The sequence below is a fragment of the Methanolobus profundi genome (assembly GCF_900114835.1).
Classification (GTDB): domain Archaea; phylum Halobacteriota; class Methanosarcinia; order Methanosarcinales; family Methanosarcinaceae; genus Methanolobus; species Methanolobus profundi.
In genome coordinates, this window is sequence record NZ_FOUJ01000001.1 from 128,546 (window position 1) to 152,666 (window position 24,121).

General features: G+C 42.8%; 21 protein-coding genes. 8 read left to right on the top strand and 13 right to left on the bottom strand.

Annotated features, from left to right (window positions below):
* Window positions 1-55: 55 nt before the first annotated feature.
* Window positions 56-1,627, bottom strand: coding sequence for a serine--tRNA ligase (locus BM008_RS00730; RefSeq protein WP_394328905.1), 1,572 nt, complete (start codon window positions 1,625-1,627; stop codon window positions 56-58).
* Between the two features lie 189 nt (window positions 1,628-1,816).
* Here BM008_RS00730 and BM008_RS00735 point away from each other — a divergent pair, with 189 nt between their 5' ends.
* On the top strand, window positions 1,817-2,737 hold the full coding sequence (locus tag BM008_RS00735) for a ketopantoate reductase family protein (protein ID WP_091931798.1): 921 nt from the start codon (window positions 1,817-1,819) through the stop codon (window positions 2,735-2,737).
* Window positions 2,738-2,796: 59 nt separating this feature from the next.
* Window positions 2,797-3,366, top strand: a complete 570-nt coding sequence (locus BM008_RS00740) for a uracil-DNA glycosylase (protein ID WP_091931800.1) — start codon at window positions 2,797-2,799, stop codon at window positions 3,364-3,366.
* A gap of 39 nt (window positions 3,367-3,405) precedes the next feature.
* On the opposite strand, the gene BM008_RS00745 is transcribed toward BM008_RS00740, so the two are convergent.
* The 12 genes from BM008_RS00745 to hisS all read right to left on the bottom strand — a co-directional run bounded on the left by BM008_RS00745 (window position 3,406) and on the right by hisS (window position 15,560).
* Window positions 3,406-3,639: a KEOPS complex subunit Pcc1 gene (locus BM008_RS00745; RefSeq protein ID WP_091931802.1), complete on the bottom strand. Its 234-nt coding sequence runs from the start codon at window positions 3,637-3,639 to the stop codon at window positions 3,406-3,408.
* Complete coding sequence (locus BM008_RS00750) at window positions 3,636-4,976, bottom strand: RecJ family nuclease (RefSeq protein ID WP_091931803.1); 1,341 nt, start codon at window positions 4,974-4,976, stop codon at window positions 3,636-3,638. The genes BM008_RS00745 and BM008_RS00750 overlap by 4 nt, the downstream gene beginning before the upstream one ends.
* Window positions 4,977-5,008: 32 nt before the next feature.
* Window positions 5,009-6,217 (bottom strand): bifunctional sugar-1-phosphate nucleotidylyltransferase/acetyltransferase, encoded by a 1,209-nt coding sequence (glmU, locus tag BM008_RS00755; RefSeq protein ID WP_091931805.1) that lies wholly within the window; start codon window positions 6,215-6,217, stop codon window positions 5,009-5,011.
* Window positions 6,214-7,515 (bottom strand): phosphoglucosamine mutase, encoded by a 1,302-nt coding sequence (gene glmM, locus BM008_RS00760; protein ID WP_091931808.1) that lies wholly within the window; start codon window positions 7,513-7,515, stop codon window positions 6,214-6,216. Before glmM ends, glmU (BM008_RS00755) begins: the two co-directional genes overlap by 4 nt.
* 27 nt (window positions 7,516-7,542) lie before the next feature.
* Window positions 7,543-9,372, bottom strand: coding sequence for a glutamine--fructose-6-phosphate transaminase (isomerizing) (glmS, locus tag BM008_RS00765; protein WP_091931811.1), 1,830 nt, complete (start codon window positions 9,370-9,372; stop codon window positions 7,543-7,545).
* A gap of 13 nt (window positions 9,373-9,385) precedes the next feature.
* Complete coding sequence (glmU, locus tag BM008_RS00770; protein ID WP_091931814.1) at window positions 9,386-10,603, bottom strand: bifunctional sugar-1-phosphate nucleotidylyltransferase/acetyltransferase; 1,218 nt, start codon at window positions 10,601-10,603, stop codon at window positions 9,386-9,388.
* Between the two features lie 161 nt (window positions 10,604-10,764).
* Window positions 10,765-11,223 carry a 30S ribosomal protein S15 gene (locus BM008_RS00775; protein ID WP_091931817.1) on the bottom strand — a complete coding sequence of 153 codons (459 nt, stop codon included), beginning with the start codon at window positions 11,221-11,223 and terminating at the stop codon, window positions 10,765-10,767.
* Between the two features lie 223 nt (window positions 11,224-11,446).
* The gene (locus tag BM008_RS00780) at window positions 11,447-12,658 is read right to left on the bottom strand and encodes a DUF7284 family protein (RefSeq protein WP_091931820.1); all 1,212 of its coding nucleotides are present in this window, start codon (window positions 12,656-12,658) and stop codon (window positions 11,447-11,449) included.
* Between the two features lie 29 nt (window positions 12,659-12,687).
* On the bottom strand, window positions 12,688-13,191 hold the full coding sequence (locus tag BM008_RS00785; protein WP_091931823.1) for a hypothetical protein: 504 nt from the start codon (window positions 13,189-13,191) through the stop codon (window positions 12,688-12,690).
* Window positions 13,166-13,840 carry a hypothetical protein gene (locus BM008_RS00790; protein ID WP_091931826.1) on the bottom strand — a complete coding sequence of 225 codons (675 nt, stop codon included), beginning with the start codon at window positions 13,838-13,840 and terminating at the stop codon, window positions 13,166-13,168. Before BM008_RS00790 ends, BM008_RS00785 begins: the two co-directional genes overlap by 26 nt.
* A complete protein-coding gene (locus BM008_RS00795; protein WP_091931829.1) occupies window positions 13,837-14,328 on the bottom strand; it encodes a hypothetical protein in 492 nt (163 codons plus the stop codon). Before BM008_RS00795 ends, BM008_RS00790 begins: the two co-directional genes overlap by 4 nt.
* A complete protein-coding gene (gene hisS / locus BM008_RS00800) occupies window positions 14,325-15,560 on the bottom strand; it encodes a histidine--tRNA ligase (protein ID WP_091931832.1) in 1,236 nt (411 codons plus the stop codon). Before hisS ends, BM008_RS00795 begins: the two co-directional genes overlap by 4 nt.
* A gap of 319 nt (window positions 15,561-15,879) precedes the next feature.
* Here hisS and BM008_RS00805 point away from each other — a divergent pair, with 319 nt between their 5' ends.
* The 6 genes from BM008_RS00805 to BM008_RS00830 all read left to right on the top strand — a co-directional run bounded on the left by BM008_RS00805 (window position 15,880) and on the right by BM008_RS00830 (window position 24,077).
* Window positions 15,880-19,944 (top strand): DUF7286 family protein, encoded by a 4,065-nt coding sequence (locus BM008_RS00805; protein WP_091931835.1) that lies wholly within the window; start codon window positions 15,880-15,882, stop codon window positions 19,942-19,944.
* 1 nt (window position 19,945) lies between these two features.
* Window positions 19,946-20,551, top strand: a complete 606-nt coding sequence (locus BM008_RS00810) for a sarcinarray family MAST domain-containing protein (protein ID WP_091931837.1) — start codon at window positions 19,946-19,948, stop codon at window positions 20,549-20,551.
* 9 nt (window positions 20,552-20,560) lie between these two features.
* Entirely contained in the window at window positions 20,561-21,154 is a 594-nt protein-coding gene (locus BM008_RS00815; protein WP_091931840.1) for a sarcinarray family MAST domain-containing protein, read from the top strand.
* Between the two features lie 16 nt (window positions 21,155-21,170).
* A complete protein-coding gene (locus BM008_RS00820; protein WP_091931843.1) occupies window positions 21,171-21,785 on the top strand; it encodes a sarcinarray family MAST domain-containing protein in 615 nt (204 codons plus the stop codon).
* Between the two features lie 42 nt (window positions 21,786-21,827).
* A complete protein-coding gene (locus BM008_RS00825) occupies window positions 21,828-22,430 on the top strand; it encodes a sarcinarray family MAST domain-containing protein (RefSeq protein ID WP_091931847.1) in 603 nt (200 codons plus the stop codon).
* 327 nt (window positions 22,431-22,757) lie between these two features.
* Entirely contained in the window at window positions 22,758-24,077 is a 1,320-nt protein-coding gene (locus BM008_RS00830; RefSeq protein WP_091931849.1) for an LVIVD repeat-containing protein, read from the top strand.
* Window positions 24,078-24,121 lie beyond the last annotated feature (44 nt).

Below are 24,121 nucleotides of genomic sequence, written 5' to 3' on the forward strand. Positions count from 1 at the left end.
TAATTCTTAAAATAAATGAATTTTTGATGGGATGAATTTCCCATCAATAAACCGATCAGAGGAACCTGATACCTTGTGGTAGCTCCCCTGCTCTTTTCCTGAACTCTTCCGGCCAGTTCTCAGGGTCAATTCCTTTCTGTGCAAAGAAAGCAGAAGCCCATCTCTCAAGTCCCACACCGGAACATCCTGACCAGAGTTCTTCACCAGACTGGGATTTGACATTGAATCCTGATGGATACTTGTTTCCGTTGACACTGACATTCTGGAATTCCAGCCACTCAGCATCTTCGCCACGGTATGGCAGAACTGCTTCATAATCTGTGGTACCGGCTTCGGTCTGCTCGGAAACTCCTGTAAGACCTTCCTGTGCCATGAACCAGGGAGTTACCCATGCCTTTCTCCATTCGAGGTCAAGTATCTCGTTGAAGATATGCATGTACTTCTCATGAAGCTCATTTGCGGTCTTGATGACCTGTTCCTTGTTACCTACCCAGAGGATCTCTATTCTGTGGAACTCGTCCACACGTTCCATACCATGGATACCACCACTCTCGTATCTGTGTGAGGTTCCTGACCTGTCAAAGACCTTTATCGGGAACTCGTCGGTAGGTATGGTCTCACCCTGAAGGTACGTCCAGAACGGAGGACACTGTGCGTAGCACATTCCACCAATCGGGTCACCTATCTTCTCTCTGATAAGTTCAGTTGGTACTTCAAGTGTCACTTTATAGTGGTCGATGACCTCTTCCCAGAATTCAGGGTCCCTTGTCTTTGGAGGGCAAACGTAGTAGATCTCAGGATAGACACCTTTTGCGTGTCCTGATTTCTGCCATACTTCCCATGGTACCAGTTTCGGGAAGATCATTTCTCTGTATCCGAGCGGACCAAGCAGTTCCTCAAGAACTATTCTCTCAAATGTCCTGAACATTGCTGTGGACTGAGGACCATGTATCCACTGTCCCCTGCTGGCACCTCTCTTGAGCCATCCGGCTTCCATCATTGCCTTTGTAGGATCTTCTGTGAACTTGTGCTCTTTCTTCTCGCTCTGCCAGAGGATGTTCCAGTGCTCTGTCTTTCCACCATAGTCCTGCTGTTCCAGTTTATCTTCCATCAGGGAAAGTATCCTGTCAGGAACACGGTTTGACATTGCAGCTTCATCAACATCGAGTATAAGTTTTATATTTCCATCCTCATATGTCATTTCTGAAACATATGGGATCTTCATTGCCGGAAGTTCTTTCTCGGAAGGTACTTCTATTGTGTATGAATCTACCTCAATTCCACGGATACCGATCTTGAACTCTTTTCCAAGTTTTCCTGCTAGTGGCTTTCTCATACGGAGCAATGCATCATGTACACGAACGTGCCTGCCGGATTCGATAACGAGCTTGATCCTGTCACCTTCGACCCTCCATCCTGTGACCTTGGCACCCTGCCCTTCAGGTGCACCTTTTGTCAGAACGCTGTGATTTGCCTCATGTATGTATTCACCAATAACATCTGAAGCCTGTGTTGCATCAGCACTTGTTTTCAGTGCACATTCCAGCCTGAACTTGAAATTGATAACTTCTCCGACACCTTCCGGTTTGTCTGCCGGACAGCATTCATCTCTTTTCTTTGCTTCCATAGATCTCCATTCCTCTTTGTGATTGTGATAAGCAAGCAGCATTAACTGCTTTTTATGATTATTTCCAGGTCTCTGGTTACTTTATGCATGATGTATCTTTTGCTAATTAAGAGCTTCTCTTAATTGGTCCCTGCCCAAGAGTTATTCTTTTAATGGAAAAAAACATCTATGCGAGAAAAGAGGTGCTTTATGAAGGTCCTGATATTAGGTGCAGGAGCAGTAGGTCTGACACTTGCTGCGAAATTGTCTTCGGTATGTGATGTACATGCGGTATGCCGCCAAAGGCATGCTGACAGGATACAGGATGCAGGTTTTAAGATGACCGGTATCTGGGGAGAATCTACCTGTACTTTCAGTTGCTCTGAAGATGTACCCGAAGCAGAGTACGATTATATTTTCATTACAGCTAAATCCACTGCAACCGAGTCTATATGTGAACAGTTCTCTGATGTCATCAAAGGAAGAGAGGTCATCAGCATGCAGAACGGCATTGGTAATGAGGAGATCATTGCCCGCTATACTGACAAAGTGATCGGTGGTACTATTATCACAGGTTTTGAATGGGTAGGAGATGCACAGATACATGTTTCAGTAGAGACCGGTCCCATGAACCTTGGAAGGTTCCCTTCAGGACTTGATGATAGTGTACTTCAGCTTGTAGAACTTGTAAAGAGTGCAGGTGTCCAGGTCACAGGATCAGAGAACATCATGAGCTCTGTCTGGTCTAAAGTATTGTACAATTCAGCTCTCAATCCTCTTGGTGCTGTTATGGGTGTTCCATATGGAAAACTTGAGAATACTCATGCATGGACCATTATCCGGAATATCGTAAAAGAGGCTTTCATGGTAACAGAAGCAGAAGGTGTTGTGCTTCCATGGAAGACCGCAGAGGAATATCTATCCTTCCTGCATGATTTCCAGCTTCCTAACACTGCTGAGCATCATTCCTCGATGTTCCAGGATATCTCATCCGGCAGGAAGACCGAGATCGACTTCCTGAATGGTGCTATAGTTGAAAGAGCAAAGAAGTTCGGAATCAATACACCTTATAATACATTCATATCGGAGCAGATCCGCTTTATGGAAGCACTGAGGTCGGAAGAACAGTAATAGAATGAACCGATCCTGAATTATTTATTTTTAACGAACAATGGTTGATAGGTGTTTATATGGCGATCCGGTCAGTGAGTGAACTTGTAGAACAGGGATTCAAGGTTATTGAAAAAGAGATCATGGGTTGTACTGACTGTCAGCTTCATGAAACGGTCACAAATCGTGTTATAAGTAAAGGTTCCACATCTCCAAAAGTTGTCTTTGTAGGGGAAGCACCTGGAAAGAACGAGGATGAGTCCGGGATCCCATTCTGTGGCAGGGCCGGAAAGAACCTTGATGGTATGATCGAGTATATGGGACTCTCAGTGGATGACTATGCGGTTATAAACACCATCAAATGCCGTCCTCCGAAGAACCGTAATCCTCTGAAATGTGAGATAAATGCCTGCAAACCATTCCTCCAGGCGCAGATCGAGTTGCTTGGTCCCAAGGTCATCATATTGCTGGGTAACACAGCAGAAAAAGCATTCTGTAATGGTGAAAAGCTTGATTGGGGAGTCCCAAGACCAGTTGATGGGAAATACACTCTTTTGAAGATCTACCATCCGGCTGCTCTGATATATCAGCGTTCAAGGATAGAGGAGCAGAATTCTCTTATTGATAATAACAGGCATCTGTGGGAATAAACTACGAAATTAAAAAGAGAATAAGAAATGTATAAGACCTTATTCTTCAAGGTCTTCTGCTATCTCTTCTGCTATTTTTGCATTCATCAACAGGTCATCCACTGTGGCGATGAGCGATGTTATCTTTTCAGTGGAAATATGAATGCAGACGCTTTCATCACTGACCTCGGTATTCATGTTAGTAAGGTTATCAGGTGCAAGTGAGTTTGCAACTCTCTTAGCTATCTCCATGGCACCTTCATCTTTGAACTCGATGGTGGTGGTGATCTTCATTCACTCTGCTCCTGCTTTGGGAGTTGTTCTGCAACTATCTCATCAACTTTAGCAATGAACTGTTCAGCAGTTCCGGGTGGAATAGAGGCACCTGATGCTACATTGTGACCTCCGCCCTCGCCACCAACAAGCTTTGCAGCTTCACGAAGTGCAAATGAGAGGTCAAGTCCTTTTTCTACAAGTGCACGGGTGCCCCTTGCAGACACTTTAACGAGTTCATCTACCTGATTTACAGCAACGAATGGCATCTCAGGGTTAACGTACCTGACAAAGGTGCTGGCTATCAGACCAGTGCCTTCCATATCTTCACCTATCAGGTAACCGATGCTTTTTCCTTCTTTTACCATATCCATGCCTTTCCTGATATTTTCAACAATGGATATCTGGTGAGATATCGCCATATCTCTGGCCTCTTCAAGATGGGTCTTATCTTTCATGCAGATCGAGAGTCCCATGCCATATTTTTCAGTCTTGCCACAGGTATTTAGAATTGCAACGAGATCATATACGTTGGAAACAAGCTCCTTGTTCAGAAGGTAAATATCACCAATTGCAGCATCAACAGCTTCCGGACTTGCATTCTTTGCAAGTTTGAGTGCTACGGCGGATGTAAGTGCTTTTGTCTGGTCAGGATTCAGGTCTTCGATATTCCCGTCAAGTCCCAGGAAATCCAGGAACTGCTCTATCTTCTCACTGTCTCCGGTAATATCAAGATAAGGTTCAGGTGTGTATTCCAGTATTTTAGCCAGATCCCCATCGCCGACCTTCAGTCCTTTCTTCACGGACACGATCTCAGCATTCACTGCCTCTTCAAGGATGTGACCGTTCAGTGTGCTGAAAAGTTGTTTATCACCCACAGCACCTGCGATAGCAAGTCCTGCAAGGTCGATATTCGCTGGCTCCATTTCCATTGCTACAAAAAAAGTAACTCCTGAGCCGGATATGTGCATAGCACCATCGATCCCTACAAGATGTGGGTTCACAAGTACTTTTGCAGGTGTTTCTCCCACCGGAACATGGTGGTCAAGTACAACTATATCCTGTTTCAGTTCGGAAATGATATCTGACTGTCCGCTTCCCATATCACAGAAAATAACAAGGTCATCGTCTGCAGCAGTCTCCTTTATCTTTTCTACAACAGCCCTGTCAAGACGTGGTTCGATGGTAGTATGAAAACGGATGCCCTGTCTCAGAAGAGCCTGGCAGATGATCCCTGCTGATGTCAGTCCATCGGCGTCATTGTGTGAAATGACACGGACATGCTCGTACTTCTCAATAACGTCCGCTGCCTCTCTTGCCAGATCCTTGAGTTTTTGCATCTCTATATTAAGGTTCATCCGAATCTCCGGTGTAAAGAATGCAATGTGCCTTAATTAGTTTTTCTTCTGTGCATCACTACCTCGCCAGGCATGGTGGAACTTCCAGGTTCCATAACACTGCCGATATTGATGCTGGTATTGATGCCTGTGTGAACATCATCACCCATGATGACACCAAGTTTCCTGCGTCCGGTGTCCACTACTTCTCCTTTGACCATGGACTTCACGTTCTTATTATCGTGGCGAAGGTTAGCGACCTTGGTTCCGGCGCCAAAGTTGCAGGCTGTGCCGATGACACTATCGCCCAGATAGCTGAGATGGCCTATCTTTGTGCCATCCATTATTATGCTGTTCTTGACCTCCACTGCATTTCCGATATGGACATCATTACCGATCGCAGTTGAAGCTCTGATGAAACAGTTAGGGCCGATATCACAGTTGTCACCAATGACCGCAGGACCAACAATATAAGCACCGTTCCTGATTATCGTGTTCTTTCCAACATTCACATTTCCATGAAGTGTTGCATAAGGTTCGATCGTTCCTTCACGGGTGTTATCGATATTCTCAAGCAGTACTTTGTTAGCATCCAGCATGTCCCATGGTCTGCCGATATCTATCCAGTCAGTTGTCAGGAGTTCATATCCAACGCTTAGCCCGTCATCTATCATCATCTGCAGGGAATCTGTGATCTCGTACTCTCCTCTCTTTGACTTCCCAGTCCTGTCAATATACTCGAAAATAACATCATCGAACAGATATATTCCTGCATTTGCAAGGTTCGTAGGTGGGTTCTTTGGTTTTTCGATTATACGGGTGACCTTTTCCTCATCAGTTTCAATGACCCCGAAATGGGAAGGATCTTCAACTTCCTTTACACTGATGATGGCATCCTCAGTTCTTGATATAAGGTGGCTTATGTGCTCTGTACTTACAAGCATATCTCCATTAAGAACAATAAAATGACCTTCAACGAACCCTTTTGCACATCCGATCGCGTTTGCAGTACCAAGTTGTTCTTCCTGATGCACGTATTCCACACTGATGCCAAGGTGGCTTCCATCTTTGAAGTAGTCCATTATGGCATCTTCACGATATCCGGTGACTATCAGGAATTCCTTTATTCCAGCTTCCACAGCAGCATTTATCGTATGCTCCATCATAGGTTTGTTAGCTATTGGAAGCATAACCTTTGGTTTGGATGTGGTGAGCGGTCTCATACGTGTGCCTTCACCGGCAGCAAGTATAACTACCTTCATTGGAGGCACTCCTGTACTATACTCTCAACCTTTGCGTGAAGCTCTTCAACATTCTCTCTGGCCTCTGCTGTGACCCTTATCTTTGCCTCGGTCCCTGATGGTCTGACAAGTACCCATCCGTCTTCCATATCGACCCTTATACCATCGATGCTGGAAACATCGCCCATGCTCTCAAGTTTAGAACTTACAGTTTCCATAACGATTGCCTTTTTGGAATTATCACATGCAACCGTGCTTCTGAGTGTTGGATATTTTGGTAGTTCGTCTCTGAGTACAGAGAGTTTCTTATCCTTCACGATATCAACAAGCAGAGCTGCTGCATAGATACCATCCGGACAGTAGGATATCCTCGGGAAGATCCAGCTTCCGGAGGGCTCTCCTCCAAAATCTGCCTTCTGCTTTTTCATCTCTTCAGCCACATATACATCACCGACCCTGGTATGAATTATAGTTGAGCCGGGGAGTGCATCATCGACTATCATTGATGTGTCAACAGGAACCACAACCTTTGGATTATCCTTGCATTCATAGCGTGCAAAGATGGCAAGCATCTCATCACCTGAAAGGAACACACCATTCTCATCCACGGCCATCATCCTGTCAGCATCACCATCATGTCCTATTCCAAGTGCTGCTTCAAATTCCTTTACAGCTTTTTTCAGCATCCAGAGGTTCTTATCATTTGGTTCGGGATTACGTGCCGGGAAGTGTCCGTCGAGCTGGGAATTGAGTGTGATGACCTCACATCCCATCTCACGTAAAAGGAAAGGTGTTATCGTTCCACCCGCTCCGCCTCCACAATCCACTACCACACGAATAGGTGCACCAGTGGAGTGGCTGCGTATCATATCGATGTGATCTATAACAGCATTCTCGTATGTGGATATCTTTCCTACCATGTTCCAGGGCACATAGACAAAATCCTCTTTCTCTATGATATCCTCAATATCTTCCTGCTGGGCAGAGTCAAAAGCCATACCATCGGGGTTCCAGAGTTTAATTCCCACATCCTTTGCGGGATTGTGTGATGCTGTTATCATTACTCCGCAATCGTAGTTGCGTGCTGCGTAGGCAAGTGTGGGCGTGGTGACAAGACCAACACGGGTAACATCACAACCTGCAGACATAAGTCCTGAGATGACTGCAAGTTCTATCATCTCTCCGGCTACACGTGGATCTCTTCCAATAACAGCACTCTTTTTTGACTTTCCAAGTGCCATTCCAACTTTCAGGGCCAGGTCAACGGTGACTTCCACATTTGCAAGTCCCCGGATGCCTGAAGAACCAAATAACTTCATTCGATATCCTCTCTTAAAATAAAATGATCATTCAACGGTCACACTCTTTGCAAGGTTCCTTGGTTTATCGATGGAACAATCCTTTGCAAGTGCGGTGTAATATGAAAGCAACTGTAGCGCTACTGAAGAAAGCACCGGTGCAAGGAGCTCATGAGTGGAAGGTACTCTTATAACGACATCCACATACTTCTCGATCTCAGTATCATCGTCATCTGCAACAGCGATAACGGTGGCATTACGTGCTTTTACTTCCTTGATGTTACTCAGTATCTTTTCATATGTGTGTCCCTTCGTGGCTATTGCAACAACAGGCGTCTCATCTGTGATAAGTGCCAGAGGTCCATGCTTAAGCTCTCCTGCTGCGTATCCTTCTGCATGTATATATGATATCTCTTTCAGTTTAAGGGCACCTTCAAGTGCCACCGGGAAGTTGAGGTATCGACCGATGAAGAAGTAGTCTCGCTTATCTGCGAACTGCACGGCACATTCGTTGATCGTATCCTTCCTGCTGAGTACCTTCTGTATCTGCCCGGGAAGTCTCTTGATCGCAACTATGAGGTCCTTCGCCTCGTCAGCACTGATAACCCCTCGTGCTCTTCCGAGATTGATCGCAAGCATGTAGAGTACGATAAGTTGTGCTGTAAAGGTCTTTGTTGCAGCTACACCTATCTCAGGTCCGGCCCTTGTGTAGAGAACACTGTCGGATTCTCTGGTTATCGTACTTCCGACAACATTAGTGATGGCTATACTGCGGCATCCGTATGAGGTTGAGCTCCTGACCGCTGCCAGTGTGTCAGCTGTCTCACCGGATTGTGTGATAGCAATGGTAAGTTCTTCTCCACAGAGCACAGGGTTACTGTAGCGAAACTCGGATGCTGTCTCGATGTCAGTATGAATGCCTGCCAGTTTCTCAAAGAGATATTTTCCAAGGATACCTGCGTTCCATGAAGTGCCACAGGCAATAATAGTAGCCCTTTTGAGTCTTTTGATCTCTTCCTTTGAAAGGTAGAGCTCTTCCAATGTGACATTTCCCTCGAGTTCGGATAATTTACCTGCAAAAGTGTTCTGTATGGAAGTGGGCTGCTCATGTATCTCTTTGAGCATGAAGTGCTCGTAACCTGCCTTTTCAGCAGCCTCAAGGTCCCACTCGATAGTCTCTGTATCTCTGGAAACGCTGTTCCCTTCCATATCATATATCTCTATAGAATCAGGTCTTAGGAGTCCTATCTCATTATCGTTGATGAAGATGACCTCTTTCGTGTGCTTTAAAAAAGCAGTGACATCAGATGCAGCATAGTTGTTTCCTTTACCAATACCTATCACCAGAGGACTGTCCTTTCTGGCAAAGGCTATCATATCTGCATTCTCATTGCACATAGCACCAATGGCGTATGACCCATTCAGTTCTTTCACTGTTTCTTTAAGTCCTTCCAGAAGTGACCGTCCACCTTCCTGGTTCATGTTGAAATGAAGGAGGTGTGCAATGACCTCTGTGTCGGTGTCTGACTGGAATTCATAACCAAGACCTATGAGCCTTTCCTTTAGTTCAAGGTAATTCTCAATAATACCATTATGGACCACTGAAATGTTCGACGAGAGATGAGGATGTGCATTCCTTGTTTCCGGCTTCCCATGGGTTGCCCATCGGGTATGTCCTATACCAACATTCCCTTTTACACTTTCAGGTATCACTTTTTCAAGTTCTTTTATCCTACCTGCAACCTTGTATGTTTCAAGGGTATCATTGAATATTGTAACTCCGGCAGAATCATATCCTCTGTATTCCAGCATCTTCAGTGAATCTATGAGGACAGGTATGGCCTGTCCGTCTCCTATATACGCGACTATTCCACACATTATGAACCCTCTCTCAGATAACTATGGAATCAGCTGGAACATCCTCTGCGATGGTCTTACCTGAACTAATTCGACTGTTTGTAAATATCATGTTGCCTGCACGTACCAGGACATTACCGCCTATATCGGCATCATCTCCTATGATGGTGCCCAGTTTCTTCGCGCTATGAAGCTCTTTCTCTATCTGTATCAGCAGATCCTTTCCTTCCTCTGTAATGAAGTTAGGTCCTGTTGAAACATTGCTTCCGATAACTGAATTGGATATGTTGCTGTGTGTGCTTATGCGCACATCGTTCATGATGATACTGTTCTTGATATATGAGAATGAGGCCACAGATACATTGTTACCGATACATGTGGAAGGAAGTATGACAACGTTTGGTCCGATGTCACAATTATCACCTATGACCACAGGTCCTACAATGTATGACCCTGCTCTGATGATGGTGTTACTGCCTATGGATACATTTCCTTTGAGATCGACACCTTCCTCAACTTTTCCTTTTTCCAGATCAGTTTCCAGGTCACCGAGTACAATGGTGTTTGCTTCCAGCAGGTTCCATGAATATACGGCATCCAGCCATTCGGTGTTGGTGATGGTCATGGTAACATCCATGTCGTTATCTATCATCAACTGGAGTGTGTCTGTGATGGCATATTCTCCGCTTGTGGATATGGCTGTCTGCTCGATGAGTTCGAATATGCCCTGTCTGAAAAGGTAGGTTCCTGTGTTGATAAGATGACTGACAAGTGTCTTTGGCTTTTCGATAACTTCTTTGACACTCTTTCCTTTTGCAACTATCACTCCATAATTGGTGACATCATCCTTTTTGCATGTAAGGACCGTAGCATCTCCTTCTGCACCATTGATAAGGTCGGATATCGCATCAGGGCCTATTATATTATCACCGTTCACTACAATGAAGCTCTCTTCCTCCTCGCCTATGAACTTGCGTGCCTGGAGGATAGCATGTGCTGTTCCTATCTGTGCTTTCTGTTCAATGTACTCTATGTTTGCACCAAAAGCGACACCGTCCTCAAAATGGTCCATTATGCGCTCTTTTTTGTAGCCCACTACAAGTATGATATCTTTGATATCGTTCCTGACCAGAGAATTGATAACGTGTTCAAGTATCGGTTTATTAGCCACGGGAAGCATAACTTTTGCTCTTGTGAGTGTGAGAGGCCGGCACCTTTTACCTTCACCGGCTGCGAGAATGACAGCTTTCATGGCATATAATGTTCTTTAAAACAATTTATAAGTTCCCTTCATAAGTGCCCGAGGACCAACAAGGACACAATAAAATAACATAGCCTGCGCTGGGCAGTTAATATCAGAATAGTAAAAAAAGATAAGGTTTGACCTTGCGGCCAAACAGCGATCTTGACAGTTTATCTTGTGATCAGCATCTCAGCGGTTTCTGGCTTGTATTTCCAGTCTGCTGGGAGTACCTTTGTGGACTGGTAGTATTTTACCAATCTTCTGATCTTGGACTCTGTGTTCTGGAGGGAACGCTTGTTGTGTACATCCTTGTGGTTGTAGCTCATGTGTTTCCTCATAGCGATAGCCTTTACGATAAGGTTGTAGAGGTCCTCAGGTACTGCGAAGCTCTCGCCGTTGTCCTTAAGGATCTTTGTGACCTTCTGGCCTGTTGCGATCTTTATGTCAGGTACACCATACTTGTCCCTGAGGATCATACCGATCTCGCTTGTGCTGATTCCCTGTTTCCAGAGGTCTTTTACTACTTCTGTCACTTCGTCGCTGGTCATTGTTGACCATGCTGGTGCTTCTGTACGAAGTGGTCTTGTAGGTCCGGAGTTTCCTTTCCTACGGGTGTGCATTTTTGCCATAATCTTCCTCCTGATAATTGAAAGTTAAGTTTTGATTTAATTTGTCTATATTGGATTAGATAGGATCCAATATAGAATTGATGTTTTGATCCTTATCGAACTCTTGAACTTGGGAGTCGGTTCGATAATATGTAAATATGATTGGCGAAGTGCTACCTATGAAGTCGATCATATCATATATATGTTATGATTGAGGGAGTACTTCTTTTCAGGTGATAAATCCTCACCATACCATCAGTACAATATCAGCACCAGCAGGATTTGCTGTTCTGTATATCGCATCTAACTGGGTACTGGCAAGTTCATATCTGCTGCTGTTGTCCGTGGCGTTGCACATGAGTGCGATCGCCATGTCAATATCATCTGCATGCTGACAATTCATATGTTCAGAGATGAGCCTTTTATTCTCATCCATTATTAGAGTGTTGACAGTATTCACAATGTCCAGTTCGATACTTTGCTCTTCTTGGTCGATCGTTACTGTGAGGCCGTACAGGTCATTAACAGTATAGTTCATACATCCAAGGACACTCTGTATGACAGGACTGCTGTAATTCTGTGTATCAGGTCCGGTAAGACATGCCAGTTGTTCACTGTCAACCGAAATTTCAGTACCGTTGAGCGAGGACAGATATTCGTAAGGAAATACGATCTCTGTGATCATCTCAGCACATCCTGTTGATGCGATCAGGATACTGTCATTGAACATTTTATGAAGTTCATCATCAGGGTCAGGGGAATTCATGGCAGCATAGATCGTGCTGTCATTGAAAGGTCTGTATATATCGTCCTTTGTAACGGAAAAGGTCACAGGCAGGGATATTCTTGCTTTCTGTTTAGCAGCGTTCACGGGTGCTTCCTCTCCTACTACGATCTCACTCTGCACCTTGTAGCCTGTAACAGGCTGCCAGTGAGCTTCGAACCTGTAATCATACCTTTGTCCTATGGTCCTTTCAAGATGTGCTTCTATCTGCTTTTCGGTCTCTACACTTTGCATCTTCGTCATAGGATTGAGAACTTTTGTTGTACTGTTATCTTTCTGATACAGGCTGAGGACCAATCCTTCTGCTACAAGGTCTGAGAATGTACGATGTCTTTGTTCTTTTGAGAATATTGTCTTCTCGGCATCCTCAAGCAATGAATCCTCTGAAATATTGACATTGATGCCTGCCAGTTCGGCAGGTTTGAGCGTATATTCAAAATCATCTACTGTGCTGCTCATAATGGTGTTCAGGAGGTATGTGTCCATATCCTGTGCAGATGTGTGGGAAGCAGAATGATATTGTCCATTCGCTGCGATCGATGGCATAAGAATGACCGCAGAAACAGATACAAGTATAAGGAACAGGATCGCATCGATACTGGTTGAGAATGCTGCCTCGTCCTTTATTATTCCTGACCTGTCTGCTTTATGATAATTTTCGGATATTGGCATAGTGTTCTCCATTGTTTGTCAGATAGTTCTCAATTCCACAGGTTTTGGGTGATCTTCACGGTGATCGTCCCTGGTACACATCTCACATTGCTTCCAAGTTCAATGACCACAGGTACTGATGCCGCAATGATGTCCCTGCCATTCTGAGAGCCTGTTCCATCATCGATCGTCCAATGATACCTATTATCGTCGGTAGATACCTCTACAAAAAGGTCGATATTTTCCGAGAATCGCTGGAAGAACATGTATCTCTCCTCCTTTGCTGAAGGAGATGCTATTATGTCAAGTGCTTCAGCTGATATCAGCTCAGGCCGGCTTCCCTGAAGAGGTGGATAGGCTGCGATGTCCTTTGCTATCATGGCAGCCTGTTCGTAACTCTCAAGTGCATTTGAATTGTCATCAAAAGCTATGAAGGTCTTTGACAGGATCGCTGCAAATACCATAAAACCGATAACCACAATAGCAATGGATATTATGTCGTTGTTGGGCTCAAGAAAAGCTCTCTCATCACTGGTGAACGAGGATATACTCAAGTTCTCTCACCTCGCTTCCATCTGTTACGAAGACTGATGCCTGCTCAATTATGACATCTCTGCTTGTGTTCAAGTATAGTTCTTCTGCTGCTGTACTTGAGAGCAGGTCTGTTACATCTGTATATGGGAAGGGTGAATTTATCGGCTGGTCCCTGGTCCCGTCAGCAGCAAATTTACCTGTCAGTACCGATCTGAGGTTTTCGGGACTGAACGGTACTGTCCTGTAACTGAGAGCTCGGGCAGCACAGATGGTATTTCCATCATCCTCAAAGCTACTGGTCACATATTCTCCAGTAACAGAGATATTCAGTCTTTCGTGAGAAATGAGCTGTCCTGCGTATGTGTCGAATACGTAAGTGACAGTAAGGTTCTCTGTTCCCGGATGAATGCTACCTGCAGAATCAATATGTGATGCAAGGTCAACTGTGATAAGTTCCAGTTCGTTCTTTTCGATAACATCTGATGAACTGGCAGCCAGTGCATACACTGCAGTAAGAATGACCACACTTGCAAGGATGAGTGCCGTTTTTGAAAGTATGAGGTCTGCCCATGCTCTGTCATTATCGATTAACTGGCATATCATGTCAGTTGCCGGGTCTGGAAGGTTATGGCAGACCACATTAACTTCTTTTCGTTTTTTCATCTTCATTGCGACTTATCACAAAGTGCAATAAAAATTTTTCCATTTTGATCTCGAACACTTTCCATAGTTATCGTGTGTGGTCCGGGGCTGAGGATGAAACAGCCGTCAAGTGTGGCATTAGAATAGTATGCAGCAGATTCGCCATTTATCTGCTTATCTTTTATCTTAATATAGTAGTTACGAGCATCAGTGGGCCAGCTAGCTTCCTCGTTGGGAATTGCTCCCATGGCAAGTTCTGTATTGGGAGGAACATCTATGTCAAGTGTGATATTGCTGCCAGCCCCTTTTGAGGACATTTGTTCAGCATGTGCCTCTATCTCAGAAATGATGGTCTGAGCAACGTATACCTCTTCCTTTTCAAGAAGGGAATTGACACCGGTGGTAAGCAGGAACAGCAATGCCCCTATTGCAATGACCGCTACTACCATCCTCATAGGGAGGGCATCAGCTGCCCTCTCATTGTTCAGTATCTTTCGAAATGGGTCACTGCTCATCTGTCTGTGAGTTTTTGAATGACCTCATCGATGGTCAGTAGTTCCTGTTCGCCGCTGCTCATGTCCTTTAGCATGACCTTACTGGCTTCAACTTCCTTCTCGCCGATGATCAGCACATGTTTTGCACCCATATTGTTGGCATAGGATAACTGGGCTTTGAAGTTCCTTTTCATCAGATCATTGTAGACCGGCATGTGTTCTCTGAGCTTATTGGCTGCTTTTATTGCATCAAGACGTGTGCTGTCCTTTGCTATGATCACAACTGGGACATCATCAGGTGTTTCAAGCTCACAGACTTCCATTATCCTGTCAAAACCAAGGCCGAAACCTGTTGATGGAACATCTCCGCCTCCAAAGAGCTGGATCAGCTGGTATGAGCCGCCGCCACAGACCTGGTTCTGTGCACCAAGTCCTTCTGCGTATATCTCAAAAACAGTTCCTGTGTAATAATCAAGTCCTCTGGCAATTCCAAAGTTTATTGTGTATTCCACGCCGTAGGCATCCAGCATGGTAAGAAGTTCCTGGAAATCATCTATCTCAGGAAGGTCTCCCAGAATATCTCTTGCTTTTGTAATTGCATCATTGCCTGTGAGTGAGATCAGCTCGATAAGTTTCTGACGAAGGACTGCAGGAGCGTTTATCTCCTCAAGGAAAGTATCTAGTCCTTCGTAGTCCTTCTTGTCCACAAGTCTCATTATCTTGCTCTGTTCCTCACTTTCCAGAACACTGAGAAGATGTCTGATAACTCCAAGGTTGTTTACGTTCAGGTCGCCTTTTATTCCCACGGTTTTGAGCATCTCTGTTGCAAGAGCAATTACTTCGGCATCAGCATCCATTTTTCTGCTGCCTATAAGTTCAACACCGAATTGCCAGAACTCTCTGAAGCGTCCCTTCTGTGGTCTTTCGTACCTGAAGCAGTTCTCGAAGTAGTACAATTTCAAAGGCTGTTGATGTGCCTGCATCTCGTTGACATACATCCTCATTACCGGTGCTGTAAGTTCAGGACGCAGGGTCATTTCCCTGTCACCTTTATCTTTGAAGTTATAGAGTTCTCCTATGATGCCTTCACCGGATTTGAGTGTGAAAAGTTCCAGGTTCTCGAAAGTAGGTGTGATCACCTCGCTAAAACCCCAGTTCTTTACGACCTGACGTAAGATGCTCTCTACATACCTTCTTTTCTTAGTGTCCTCCGGGAGGAAGTCACGGGTGCCTCGTGGTTTTGTGATCTTCATTTTTTGTCAACCTGATGATTGTGAATTGCTGATTACGATGGATGAGCTGCTGAAGCAATGATGACCTTCTCTGGCCTGATTTTTATCAGAGCTTATGTTAATTATGTCTGCTAGTATTAGGGTAGTATATTTTACAGTTTCGATTAGTTGTTATTAAGTTCTTCCTGTGTTCAGTATTTTTCTCCTTTTTGATAATATGAAAATGAATATCATATATTGTTTATAAATTTTACATTAAAATAGAACAAAATAACAAAGTTTAAATATTCTCTTATCCTGCTTTGCTCAGTTCACATTAGAATAAAAAACGGGTTCATTCATGAGATCAGATGCTTCAGGTAAAAAACGTAGTTTCTTCCAGGATACACAGGCTTATATTCCGTTTGCTGTGATCGGTACTTTCGTTCTTCTCTTTGCTGTGATCTCATCGGTATATATAGCAAAGACGGATTATGAACTTGCAGAAGTGATCTACACCACGGATACAACGGATATGAAAATGGAAGAGAATGCTATTGATTTTGCTTCTGCTGACCTTGCACGGTGTCTTAATTATGCAGGGATGAAGGCTCTGGCCTGGCAGGGTGAGCATCCTGTGATAAAACCTGAGGATCTCACATATGAACAAATGGATTTAGATGGTTTCTACGTTGCTGCTGCGAGCAGGGAAGCTGAACCCGGAGATACGATAAAGGTATCTGTCACTCTTCCATCGGATGTATTCCAGGCGATATCATGTCTCTTTTCAGAAAAGACCAGAACACTTGTCCTTAAGAGCGATTCCGGTACGGTCTATCAGACCATAGATTACAATGAGACGCATTCATTCTGGACAAGTTCTGAATTTGAAGAGGAACTGTTGATCCCTGAGAATGCAGAATATGGGTATGCTTATCTTTTCCTTGAATATGATGGTGAAACAAAGGCTTTGAACTGGTTACATGTGGGCAGCAGTCCTTTGAAAGATATCACAGTCGATCACTTCAATGAGTATCTCCAGACATCCTATCAGGAGAACCAGCACACTTTCAATAATTATGCTATCAACATAGAACCGAATGTAGACCCTTTACAGATACGAATAGACCAGATCAATGGCACACTGAAAAGGGAGATCAGCAGATCAGGTGCTGATAATCCTGTTTATCCTTTATATTATACTATGACCGTGGAAGATCTGAACTATACTCTTGTGGACCTTAGTGCCAATACTTCTGTGAACGGTTCAATGAATGTGACCGCTCTGATCACTTCAAGGGAGCCTCTTCTGGAGCAGCTTGTTAATGAATATCAGGATGAACTGGATGGTGGTGTGGCTTCGGATATAGTTCTTGGTGCCACCAATGTCCGAACTTTTATCTATGGCCCGTGGCAGCATTATATGAATGGTCCTCTGAACATCGTAACAGGTCCGTCATTGTCTGCTTCTGTGAATGCCGGAACGTTGTACACTCAGAAGAGGATATTCGATTCTGTGGACCCCTGGGCCCTTACATATACTACATATTACAACGGCAAGGTTCTCTATGATGATGTAAAACACGATACAAGTGAGTACGAAGATGATAAGAAAAAGAATCTGAGCACAACATATGATGGTCTGTCTGAAAAGGGAACTTTCAACATAAGTATTGCTCAGGGCATCAATGAGTCCATGAAGGATGCCAATGTAAGCATGGAGGACGTCTCTAATAATTCAAAGATAGTGGTATCAGTTTCTAATTTCACAAATGAAGTTTACAGCAACTGGGTCTACAATGATGTCGATGAATGGAGCAATGACGATCCTGACCTGTTGCATGATGTAACACATGATGTGTATAGTGGTACGATACAGGGTCAGGTCTTCAGGGATGGGTTCAACAGTGCTGTTCCTTATGGTCTGTGGGTGGGCTCTACGACCTATGATTCGGTGTCATATCAGGGAGGTGAGTCAAAGGCTGATAAATACATCACATGGACCAGCCATCATCCGGTCTCGATATCGCATACATGTGCTATATCTCCTGACTATATTTTTAGTGATGTTCTCGACCTGGACCACAAAGTAAGTGTAGATGCTTCCTCTCATGAGTGGTATTTTAAGAGTGTAAATGTGGAACATGTATCCACAAATCTCGTTTGTGAAGGTGTGGATGTGACCTACGATTACATAGGCAATGATAATGTGGTTGATCTTGAAAGGACAGATGGTTACCTGTCCCGCGAAAACCATACTTTTGACTGGAAGGTCACGTACAATGTTAATTTCAAGGCTAGCACACGCTGGAATATCTATTATACATATCACTGGTCGTATATGACATATAACTCAGCTACAGGAAGCCGTAATTATTTTAATGGGGATTCTTCCGGTTCACTGACCAACTATCAAATTACTGATGTGGTCACTATTCCTCATACTGAAACAGAGACCGAATACATAAGCATCGTTTATCATCAATATCTTCCATCCGGTGGATACTCTGGCATAGATTCGGTCTACGATCCGGGTACTTCCAATGATTACAGGAACACAACGGTGATCATCAATGGTGTCCAGCAGAATGATCCCGGATGCAGTGATGCGGCCGATAAGTATCGTGATCAGTATGTTGACCTGTACGAGATAGAAAAGGGCTATTCCACTTACACGGATGGTACATCTCTTCCTGATGAGAAGGTCTACTGTGATATTCCTTCATGGCTTCACAAGAACATGAGCCAGGAAATGGAGAGCATGTTCGATGCTATCAATGAAGATGACCCCACACGTGAAGTTTTTCTGTTGGGTGAGAACCTTGGGAAGAACCCCACAACATTGATCCAGGAAGCTTCGCTGGAACTTGCCGATGAGATGTCCGATCCTGCAAAGCGTGAATCCTTCATTGAACAATATCAGTACATGAACATGAGCCAGTTCAACACAAGCAGTGATGCCAGTCGTGCCATTGCGAAGAATGAGGCATATGACCGCCTGATCCATGAACTGCGGGAGCGTAACAAGGGCGTAGAGGATACTTTTGAGGACTACATCGAGACATCGTTCGAAGAAGAGCAGGGTCATTCCCTTCTCGACCTTGTCAAAAACAAGGTTTCCACCGATGTGATATTCAATAATCCTGCAATGGATATGGCCTCCACGGCACTGGCATCGGAAATGGGTATCATTGAAACTATAGAGGTTGTGGGGATGCCTGACAGTAAGTACAACTGGACCGAGAATATGACCCTTGTTGTGGACCAGTATCCTGATTATCTCTACCATGACCCTGAGTTCGATCTGCAAAGCCAGTATAACTGGACAGATTCGTCAGGCAGGAGGGTGTATCCTTTGGCTGTTCGCAATATCTGTATCTTTTCTACAGGTATCGGTGATGATATTGCAGAAATATTGCAGTCTGCTACAGAACCACTGAAAGATGCAGTGTCACAGTCCATGAGCCAGAGCATTGCTGATGCGAACTCCGAGGTGAATTCCCTGCTTGATGATATCGCGGAAGATAGTGTGGATCTGACCATGAATGGCATGTCAACAGATATGACTCTTATCGAGGAGAACCGAACCAGAATGATGACGGCATACAGCAGCAGTATCAGGGAACAGATTCCGGCAACAATTGCTGATGAGATTGCAAACGACCCTGTTCTCAGCACGTGGATAAGCCACTCTGATACCGTCCTGATCTCTGAGTCGTATCTTGATTCCCTCTCCGACGAGGAGATTGTAAGTATGGCCGCTGACAACACCTTACAGAATGAAATTCTTATCATGCTCAGTCAAAAGATCATGGATGACAACCCGACGTTAGCCTCTGATGAAATGGAAGCAGTGCTATACCGTCTCGAAGCTGATCTCCGTATCGGTGTTGCAGATGGTGTGTGTAAAGGCATAGAACTCTGTCAGGAGACCATCGATGAGTGCTTCGCCAACATCAACAGTGAACTGCAAGCCAAACTGGATGAATCAAGTGAGAAACTCACAGGCAAACTCGCAGATAAGATTGACCAGAGGTTGCAGAGGTCGATGAAGATGGTTCCGTGTGGTCTGCCGGTGATTCCTCCGCATTGGGTGTGTACTGTGAATGTGTGGGAGTATGAAGTTATAGGGAAGTACAAGGAATTTGAGATTATTGATAATGATAATGAATGCATGTTCAATCCTTATTTCGGGCACGATGCGCAGGTGTATGTGAGGAAAGAAGAACGTATTCCTCATCCGTTCAAAAGAAACAACAATAATGGGTTTTTATGGATTGGTTACAATGCACCAATAGAGTTTAGATTTGCTGGCTATGCTGCTACAATAGTAGGTCCTGGTCCAAAAGGCGTTGGCGATAAAACAGGTAAGAGGGATGAAAAATCAGAAGCTTTTGATCAATTAGTATCTGAATGGGAGAATTGATATGAACATAAAAATGTTGATAGTTGTTTTTTTGGTTAGTTTTATGGTAATGCCTTCAACAACTTTGGCCGAAAGCCCACATATTTCTATTGATGTGTATTATAACGATAAATTCATTCCTATAACAGAAACTCCAAAGCCATTATTAAAAATTGGTGAGCCTTTCACTCTAAGGTTTGATGTAACGTGTTTAAGTCCCGGAGTTTTATCAGTGAAGTTAACGGAACTGGCAGATGGTAGTTTTGAGGTAGTTGAGGGCCCAACTTCAAAAATTGATAAATATACTGATAATAAACTCGAGAAGAACGAAACTATTTCTTATGAGTGGACACTAAAACCAACAGATGTATGGGCTGGAGGGAATATGCCTCTTGATTTTGTTTACCAGCTAAATGATTTTGATACTATGAAAGTTCTAGTTCAAGGTGAATTCACCGCCGCCTACGTCACTATCTCCGAAGAGTACTACGATGGTCCTGCAATTCCAGAAGAATCTATAGATGGATTCTCTGGTGATAGTAGTTCACCTACAACACCTGCTTTTACAGTGCTGTGTGCTTTTTTTGCGCTGGTTGTTGTCAGTGTTTATAGAAGGAAACAGAGGTAGGTGAGAAAGATGAGGTGGATGCTGGATATCATGTGCATAGTTGCTCTAATACTGTTGTTTTCATCACCAGTATCATCGGAAAGTTCCATTCTCAAAGTTGATTACTATTATAATGATCAGTTCATTCCCGTAACAACAACTCCAGAACCATATTTGAAAATTGGAGAACCACTAACATTGGCCTTTAATGTAACATGCTATAAAGAATGCAATCTATCTGTTGCATTGTTGTCATCGTCATATGATATAATCGAAGGTCCAACTTCTAATTTTGGTGATCGCGTATGTCAGGTAATGAGTGAAAATGAAACTAAATTCTTTGAATGGATAGTAGCTGCTAATGATAACAGTTCAGGAAGTACAGGGTCCATTAGTTTTCGTTATGATATGACTGATTTGAATCGTGGATACAAAATTACAGGTGGTGGTCCTGTCATACTTTACGCCAAGATTTCACATTTACACTACGACGGTCCCAAAATCGAAAAAGTCTCTTCTGAAGCCTCATCATCCAATGAGGGCAGATCACCTACTACACCTGCGTTCACTGCTCTTTGCGCTGTGTTCGCACTGGTTGTGATGAGCTTGTATAGAAGGATGTAGGGTATAGGTGAGAGAAATGAGAGGGTCACAGTGTTTTATGTTCGTTATTTGTCTTATCTTTCTGTTTTCATCACCAGTAGCAGCAGAAAGCCAGTATGGTAATATCGAATATTATTACAATGGTCATCTGATTACTGCTTCTGATTCTCCTGAAACGCCAAAGCCACTATTAAAGATAGGAGAACCATTCAAACTGAGATTTGAAATTACATGCTATAAAAGAAACTTTCTGTCAGTTAAGCTAACGTCAATTGGTGATACTGATTTTGATATTATTGAAGGTCCAACATCCGATTTAGGTGACTATATAGATGAAACAGTAGAAGCAAATGAAACAAGGATCTTTGAATGGACCGTTGCTCCAAATGAAGAATGGGCTGGTGGCAGTGCTCCTATCAATTTTTACTATCAAATGACTGATTTGGATACCGCAAAGACCATCACAAATGGTAAGTTCACCGCCGCCTACGTCACTATCTCCGAAGAGTACTACGATGGTCCTGTAACTCCGGATGAATCCATAGAAGAACCATCTGACGATGGCAGTTCTCCCACTACTCCTGCGTTCACTGCTCTTTGCGCTGTGTTTGCGTTGGTTGTTGCTACTGTGTATCGGAGAACGCAGAATTAGGATTGAAATACGGTAAGTTATGGATAAAGCTGGGTGGTAAAAATGAAATTAAAACTGGTTTGTATATGCATTATATTGTGTTTGCTGCTTCTTTTTTGTCCTCCTGCATCTTCAGAGAGTTCCAATCTTAAGATCGATGTTTATTACAATGATCAATTGTATCCGGGAGCTTCAACTCCAAAACCATTGCTAAAAATCGGTGAACCATTCACTCTTCGATTTGAAGTAACTTGTTATAAAAGGAACTTTTTGTCAGCCCAATTGTTGTCTATTGGAAATAATGATTTTGATATAATTGAGGGACCCACATCAAAATTGGGAACCGGTACTCGAGGAATCATAGAAGCAAATGAAACGAGGATTTTTGAATGGACAGTGGCACCTAATGAGGAGTGGGCTGGAGGTAGTGCACCAATTGATTTTTACTACCAAATGACAGATTTGGATTCAGCAAAAACAATTACCAGTGGCGAATTCACCGCCGCCTACGTCACCATCTCCGAAGAGTACTACGATGGTCCTGTAACTCCGGATGGATCTATAGAAGAACCATCTGATGATGGCAATTCTCCCACCACGCCTGCGTTCACTGCTCTTTGCGCTGTGTTTGTGTTGGTTGTTGCTACTGTGTATCGGAGAAGATGATTTGCAGAGCAAACTGAATGGCTAATCAAGCTTCCAAGAAAAACAATAAATTGCTTGTTCGATTGAAAAGCAAAATTCAGATGAGCCTAGGCAAAAGATAATCAGTACATCCTATTCAGACTGAAAGAAAATGTATTCTCTAAATGTGTGCTTCAACGCATTAAAAAGAATGCTGAATATGAAAGCTGTTTTTTTAATGTCCCTGAAAGGTAGAGACTTGATATGTGAAGTAAAGTTTGATGAAACTAAAAGAATAAATTTTAAAGAAATATGAATATATTATGCACTTAGTTTTTGTGTTATGTTTTGTATTTAGAGGTGGTTATTTTGAATCGTAAAATGTTTTTGTTATTTTGTCTCAGTGTTACTTTATTAGTAAGTATAACTGGTGCAACAACTAATGAAATGAACGTTGAAATTAAAACACATTTAAATTATTCAATAGATGTATTTGCTTATTCAGAGGACTATGTGTATGCAGGTCATGACAGAACATTATCAATAATCAATATAAGTGACCCTATAAATCCAATATTAGAAGGAAAGTACGAAGCAAATGACTTTATTCGCAAAATAGAAGTTGAAAAAAATATTGCATACATAGTTGATGGAGACAAACAATTTAGCATCATCAACGTAAGCAACCCAAAAAATCCTTTTGTTGAAGGAAAATATACTTCGTCTGAGTACATATCTACATTTGCTATCAATGAAAACTTTGTATATACTGCTGAGGGAAGATATCTTAGAATAGTTAATGTAACTAGCAATAAACATCCAACTTTGAGAGGACAATACAAAGTAGTGTACAAAATAGTGCGTGGAAATAGAACTCAAGAAATTATAGATGAGATTTCACATATTGAGCTAGAGAATGACTTAGCTTATGCTTCGATTCAAAATTGTATGTTTATAATTAATGTGAATGATCCTGACAACATTTTTCTTGAAGGAAAATATTTAACATCGAGCCACATAAAAAATATTGATGTAACCGAAACCATTGGATATTTAAGTTGCTGGATGGATGGTTTTTTAGTAGTAAATTTAAATAACCCCAAAAAAATCTCTCTAATCAATAACCATTATATTCCTAAATCAAAGAATAGTGGAACTATATCTACGAGAAACAAAGATTTTATGGCAATAAAGCAGGTTGTTACGGAAGGGAATTTTACATATGTAATTGGAGATGAAAATCAATTTGTTATTTTAAATAGTAGCAATCCTAAAAACATATCAACTGAAGCATGTTTTAGTATCATTGAAAGAAATGACTTTGGAAAAGCAACTCCTGCTTTCGAAGGATACAGTGATAGGACAAAACTACTTGATTTTGAAGTTGAAGATAATCTAGTATATTTGGTTGATCGATATAATGGACTTACTATATTGTCTTTTAACGACAATTTAAATGGTGCCAATGAACTCGAAATTGTAAGTGAAAATGATACTAGATTATTGAATAATACTGAGCAAGTAGAACAAAATAGCATTAATAAAACTAAAATTGATGATAAATTGCATGATAAAAAATTTGAAGAACTACCTTTAGAATCTAATAATAGCTCCAAGATTCCAGGGTTTGAAATTACATATTCTTGTATAGTAATTATTATTTTGTATTGTGTGAGGCGTTTGTTTTGATTCTAACTGATGTACCATCAGGAATGTAGATTATCGATTCTTAG

Bases quoted from the DNA above. Each gene is read 5' to 3' on its own strand.
- BM008_RS00730 (WP_394328905.1), bottom strand. From the start codon at position 1,627: ATGGAAGCAAAGAAAAGAGATGAATGCTGTCCGGCAGACAAACCGGAA.
- BM008_RS00735 (WP_091931798.1), top strand. From the start codon at position 1,817: ATGAAGGTCCTGATATTAGGTGCAGGAGCAGTAGGTCTGACACTTGCT.
- BM008_RS00740 (WP_091931800.1), top strand. From the start codon at position 2,797: ATGGCGATCCGGTCAGTGAGTGAACTTGTAGAACAGGGATTCAAGGTT.
- BM008_RS00745 (WP_091931802.1), bottom strand. From the start codon at position 3,639: ATGAAGATCACCACCACCATCGAGTTCAAAGATGAAGGTGCCATGGAG.
- BM008_RS00750 (WP_091931803.1), bottom strand. From the start codon at position 4,976: ATGAACCTTAATATAGAGATGCAAAAACTCAAGGATCTGGCAAGAGAG.
- glmU (WP_091931805.1), bottom strand. From the start codon at position 6,217: ATGAAGGTAGTTATACTTGCTGCCGGTGAAGGCACACGTATGAGACCG.
- glmM (WP_091931808.1), bottom strand. From the start codon at position 7,515: ATGAAGTTATTTGGTTCTTCAGGCATCCGGGGACTTGCAAATGTGGAA.
- glmS (WP_091931811.1), bottom strand. From the start codon at position 9,372: ATGTGTGGAATAGTCGCGTATATAGGAGACGGACAGGCCATACCTGTC.
- glmU (WP_091931814.1), bottom strand. From the start codon at position 10,603: ATGAAAGCTGTCATTCTCGCAGCCGGTGAAGGTAAAAGGTGCCGGCCT.
- BM008_RS00775 (WP_091931817.1), bottom strand. From the start codon at position 11,223: ATGGCAAAAATGCACACCCGTAGGAAAGGAAACTCCGGACCTACAAGA.
- BM008_RS00780 (WP_091931820.1), bottom strand. From the start codon at position 12,658: ATGCCAATATCCGAAAATTATCATAAAGCAGACAGGTCAGGAATAATA.
- BM008_RS00790 (WP_091931826.1), bottom strand. From the start codon at position 13,840: ATGAAGATGAAAAAACGAAAAGAAGTTAATGTGGTCTGCCATAACCTT.
- BM008_RS00795 (WP_091931829.1), bottom strand. From the start codon at position 14,328: ATGAGCAGTGACCCATTTCGAAAGATACTGAACAATGAGAGGGCAGCT.
- hisS (WP_091931832.1), bottom strand. From the start codon at position 15,560: ATGAAGATCACAAAACCACGAGGCACCCGTGACTTCCTCCCGGAGGAC.
- BM008_RS00805 (WP_091931835.1), top strand. From the start codon at position 15,880: ATGAGATCAGATGCTTCAGGTAAAAAACGTAGTTTCTTCCAGGATACA.
- BM008_RS00810 (WP_091931837.1), top strand. From the start codon at position 19,946: ATGAACATAAAAATGTTGATAGTTGTTTTTTTGGTTAGTTTTATGGTA.
- BM008_RS00815 (WP_091931840.1), top strand. From the start codon at position 20,561: ATGAGGTGGATGCTGGATATCATGTGCATAGTTGCTCTAATACTGTTG.
- BM008_RS00820 (WP_091931843.1), top strand. From the start codon at position 21,171: ATGAGAGGGTCACAGTGTTTTATGTTCGTTATTTGTCTTATCTTTCTG.
- BM008_RS00825 (WP_091931847.1), top strand. From the start codon at position 21,828: ATGAAATTAAAACTGGTTTGTATATGCATTATATTGTGTTTGCTGCTT.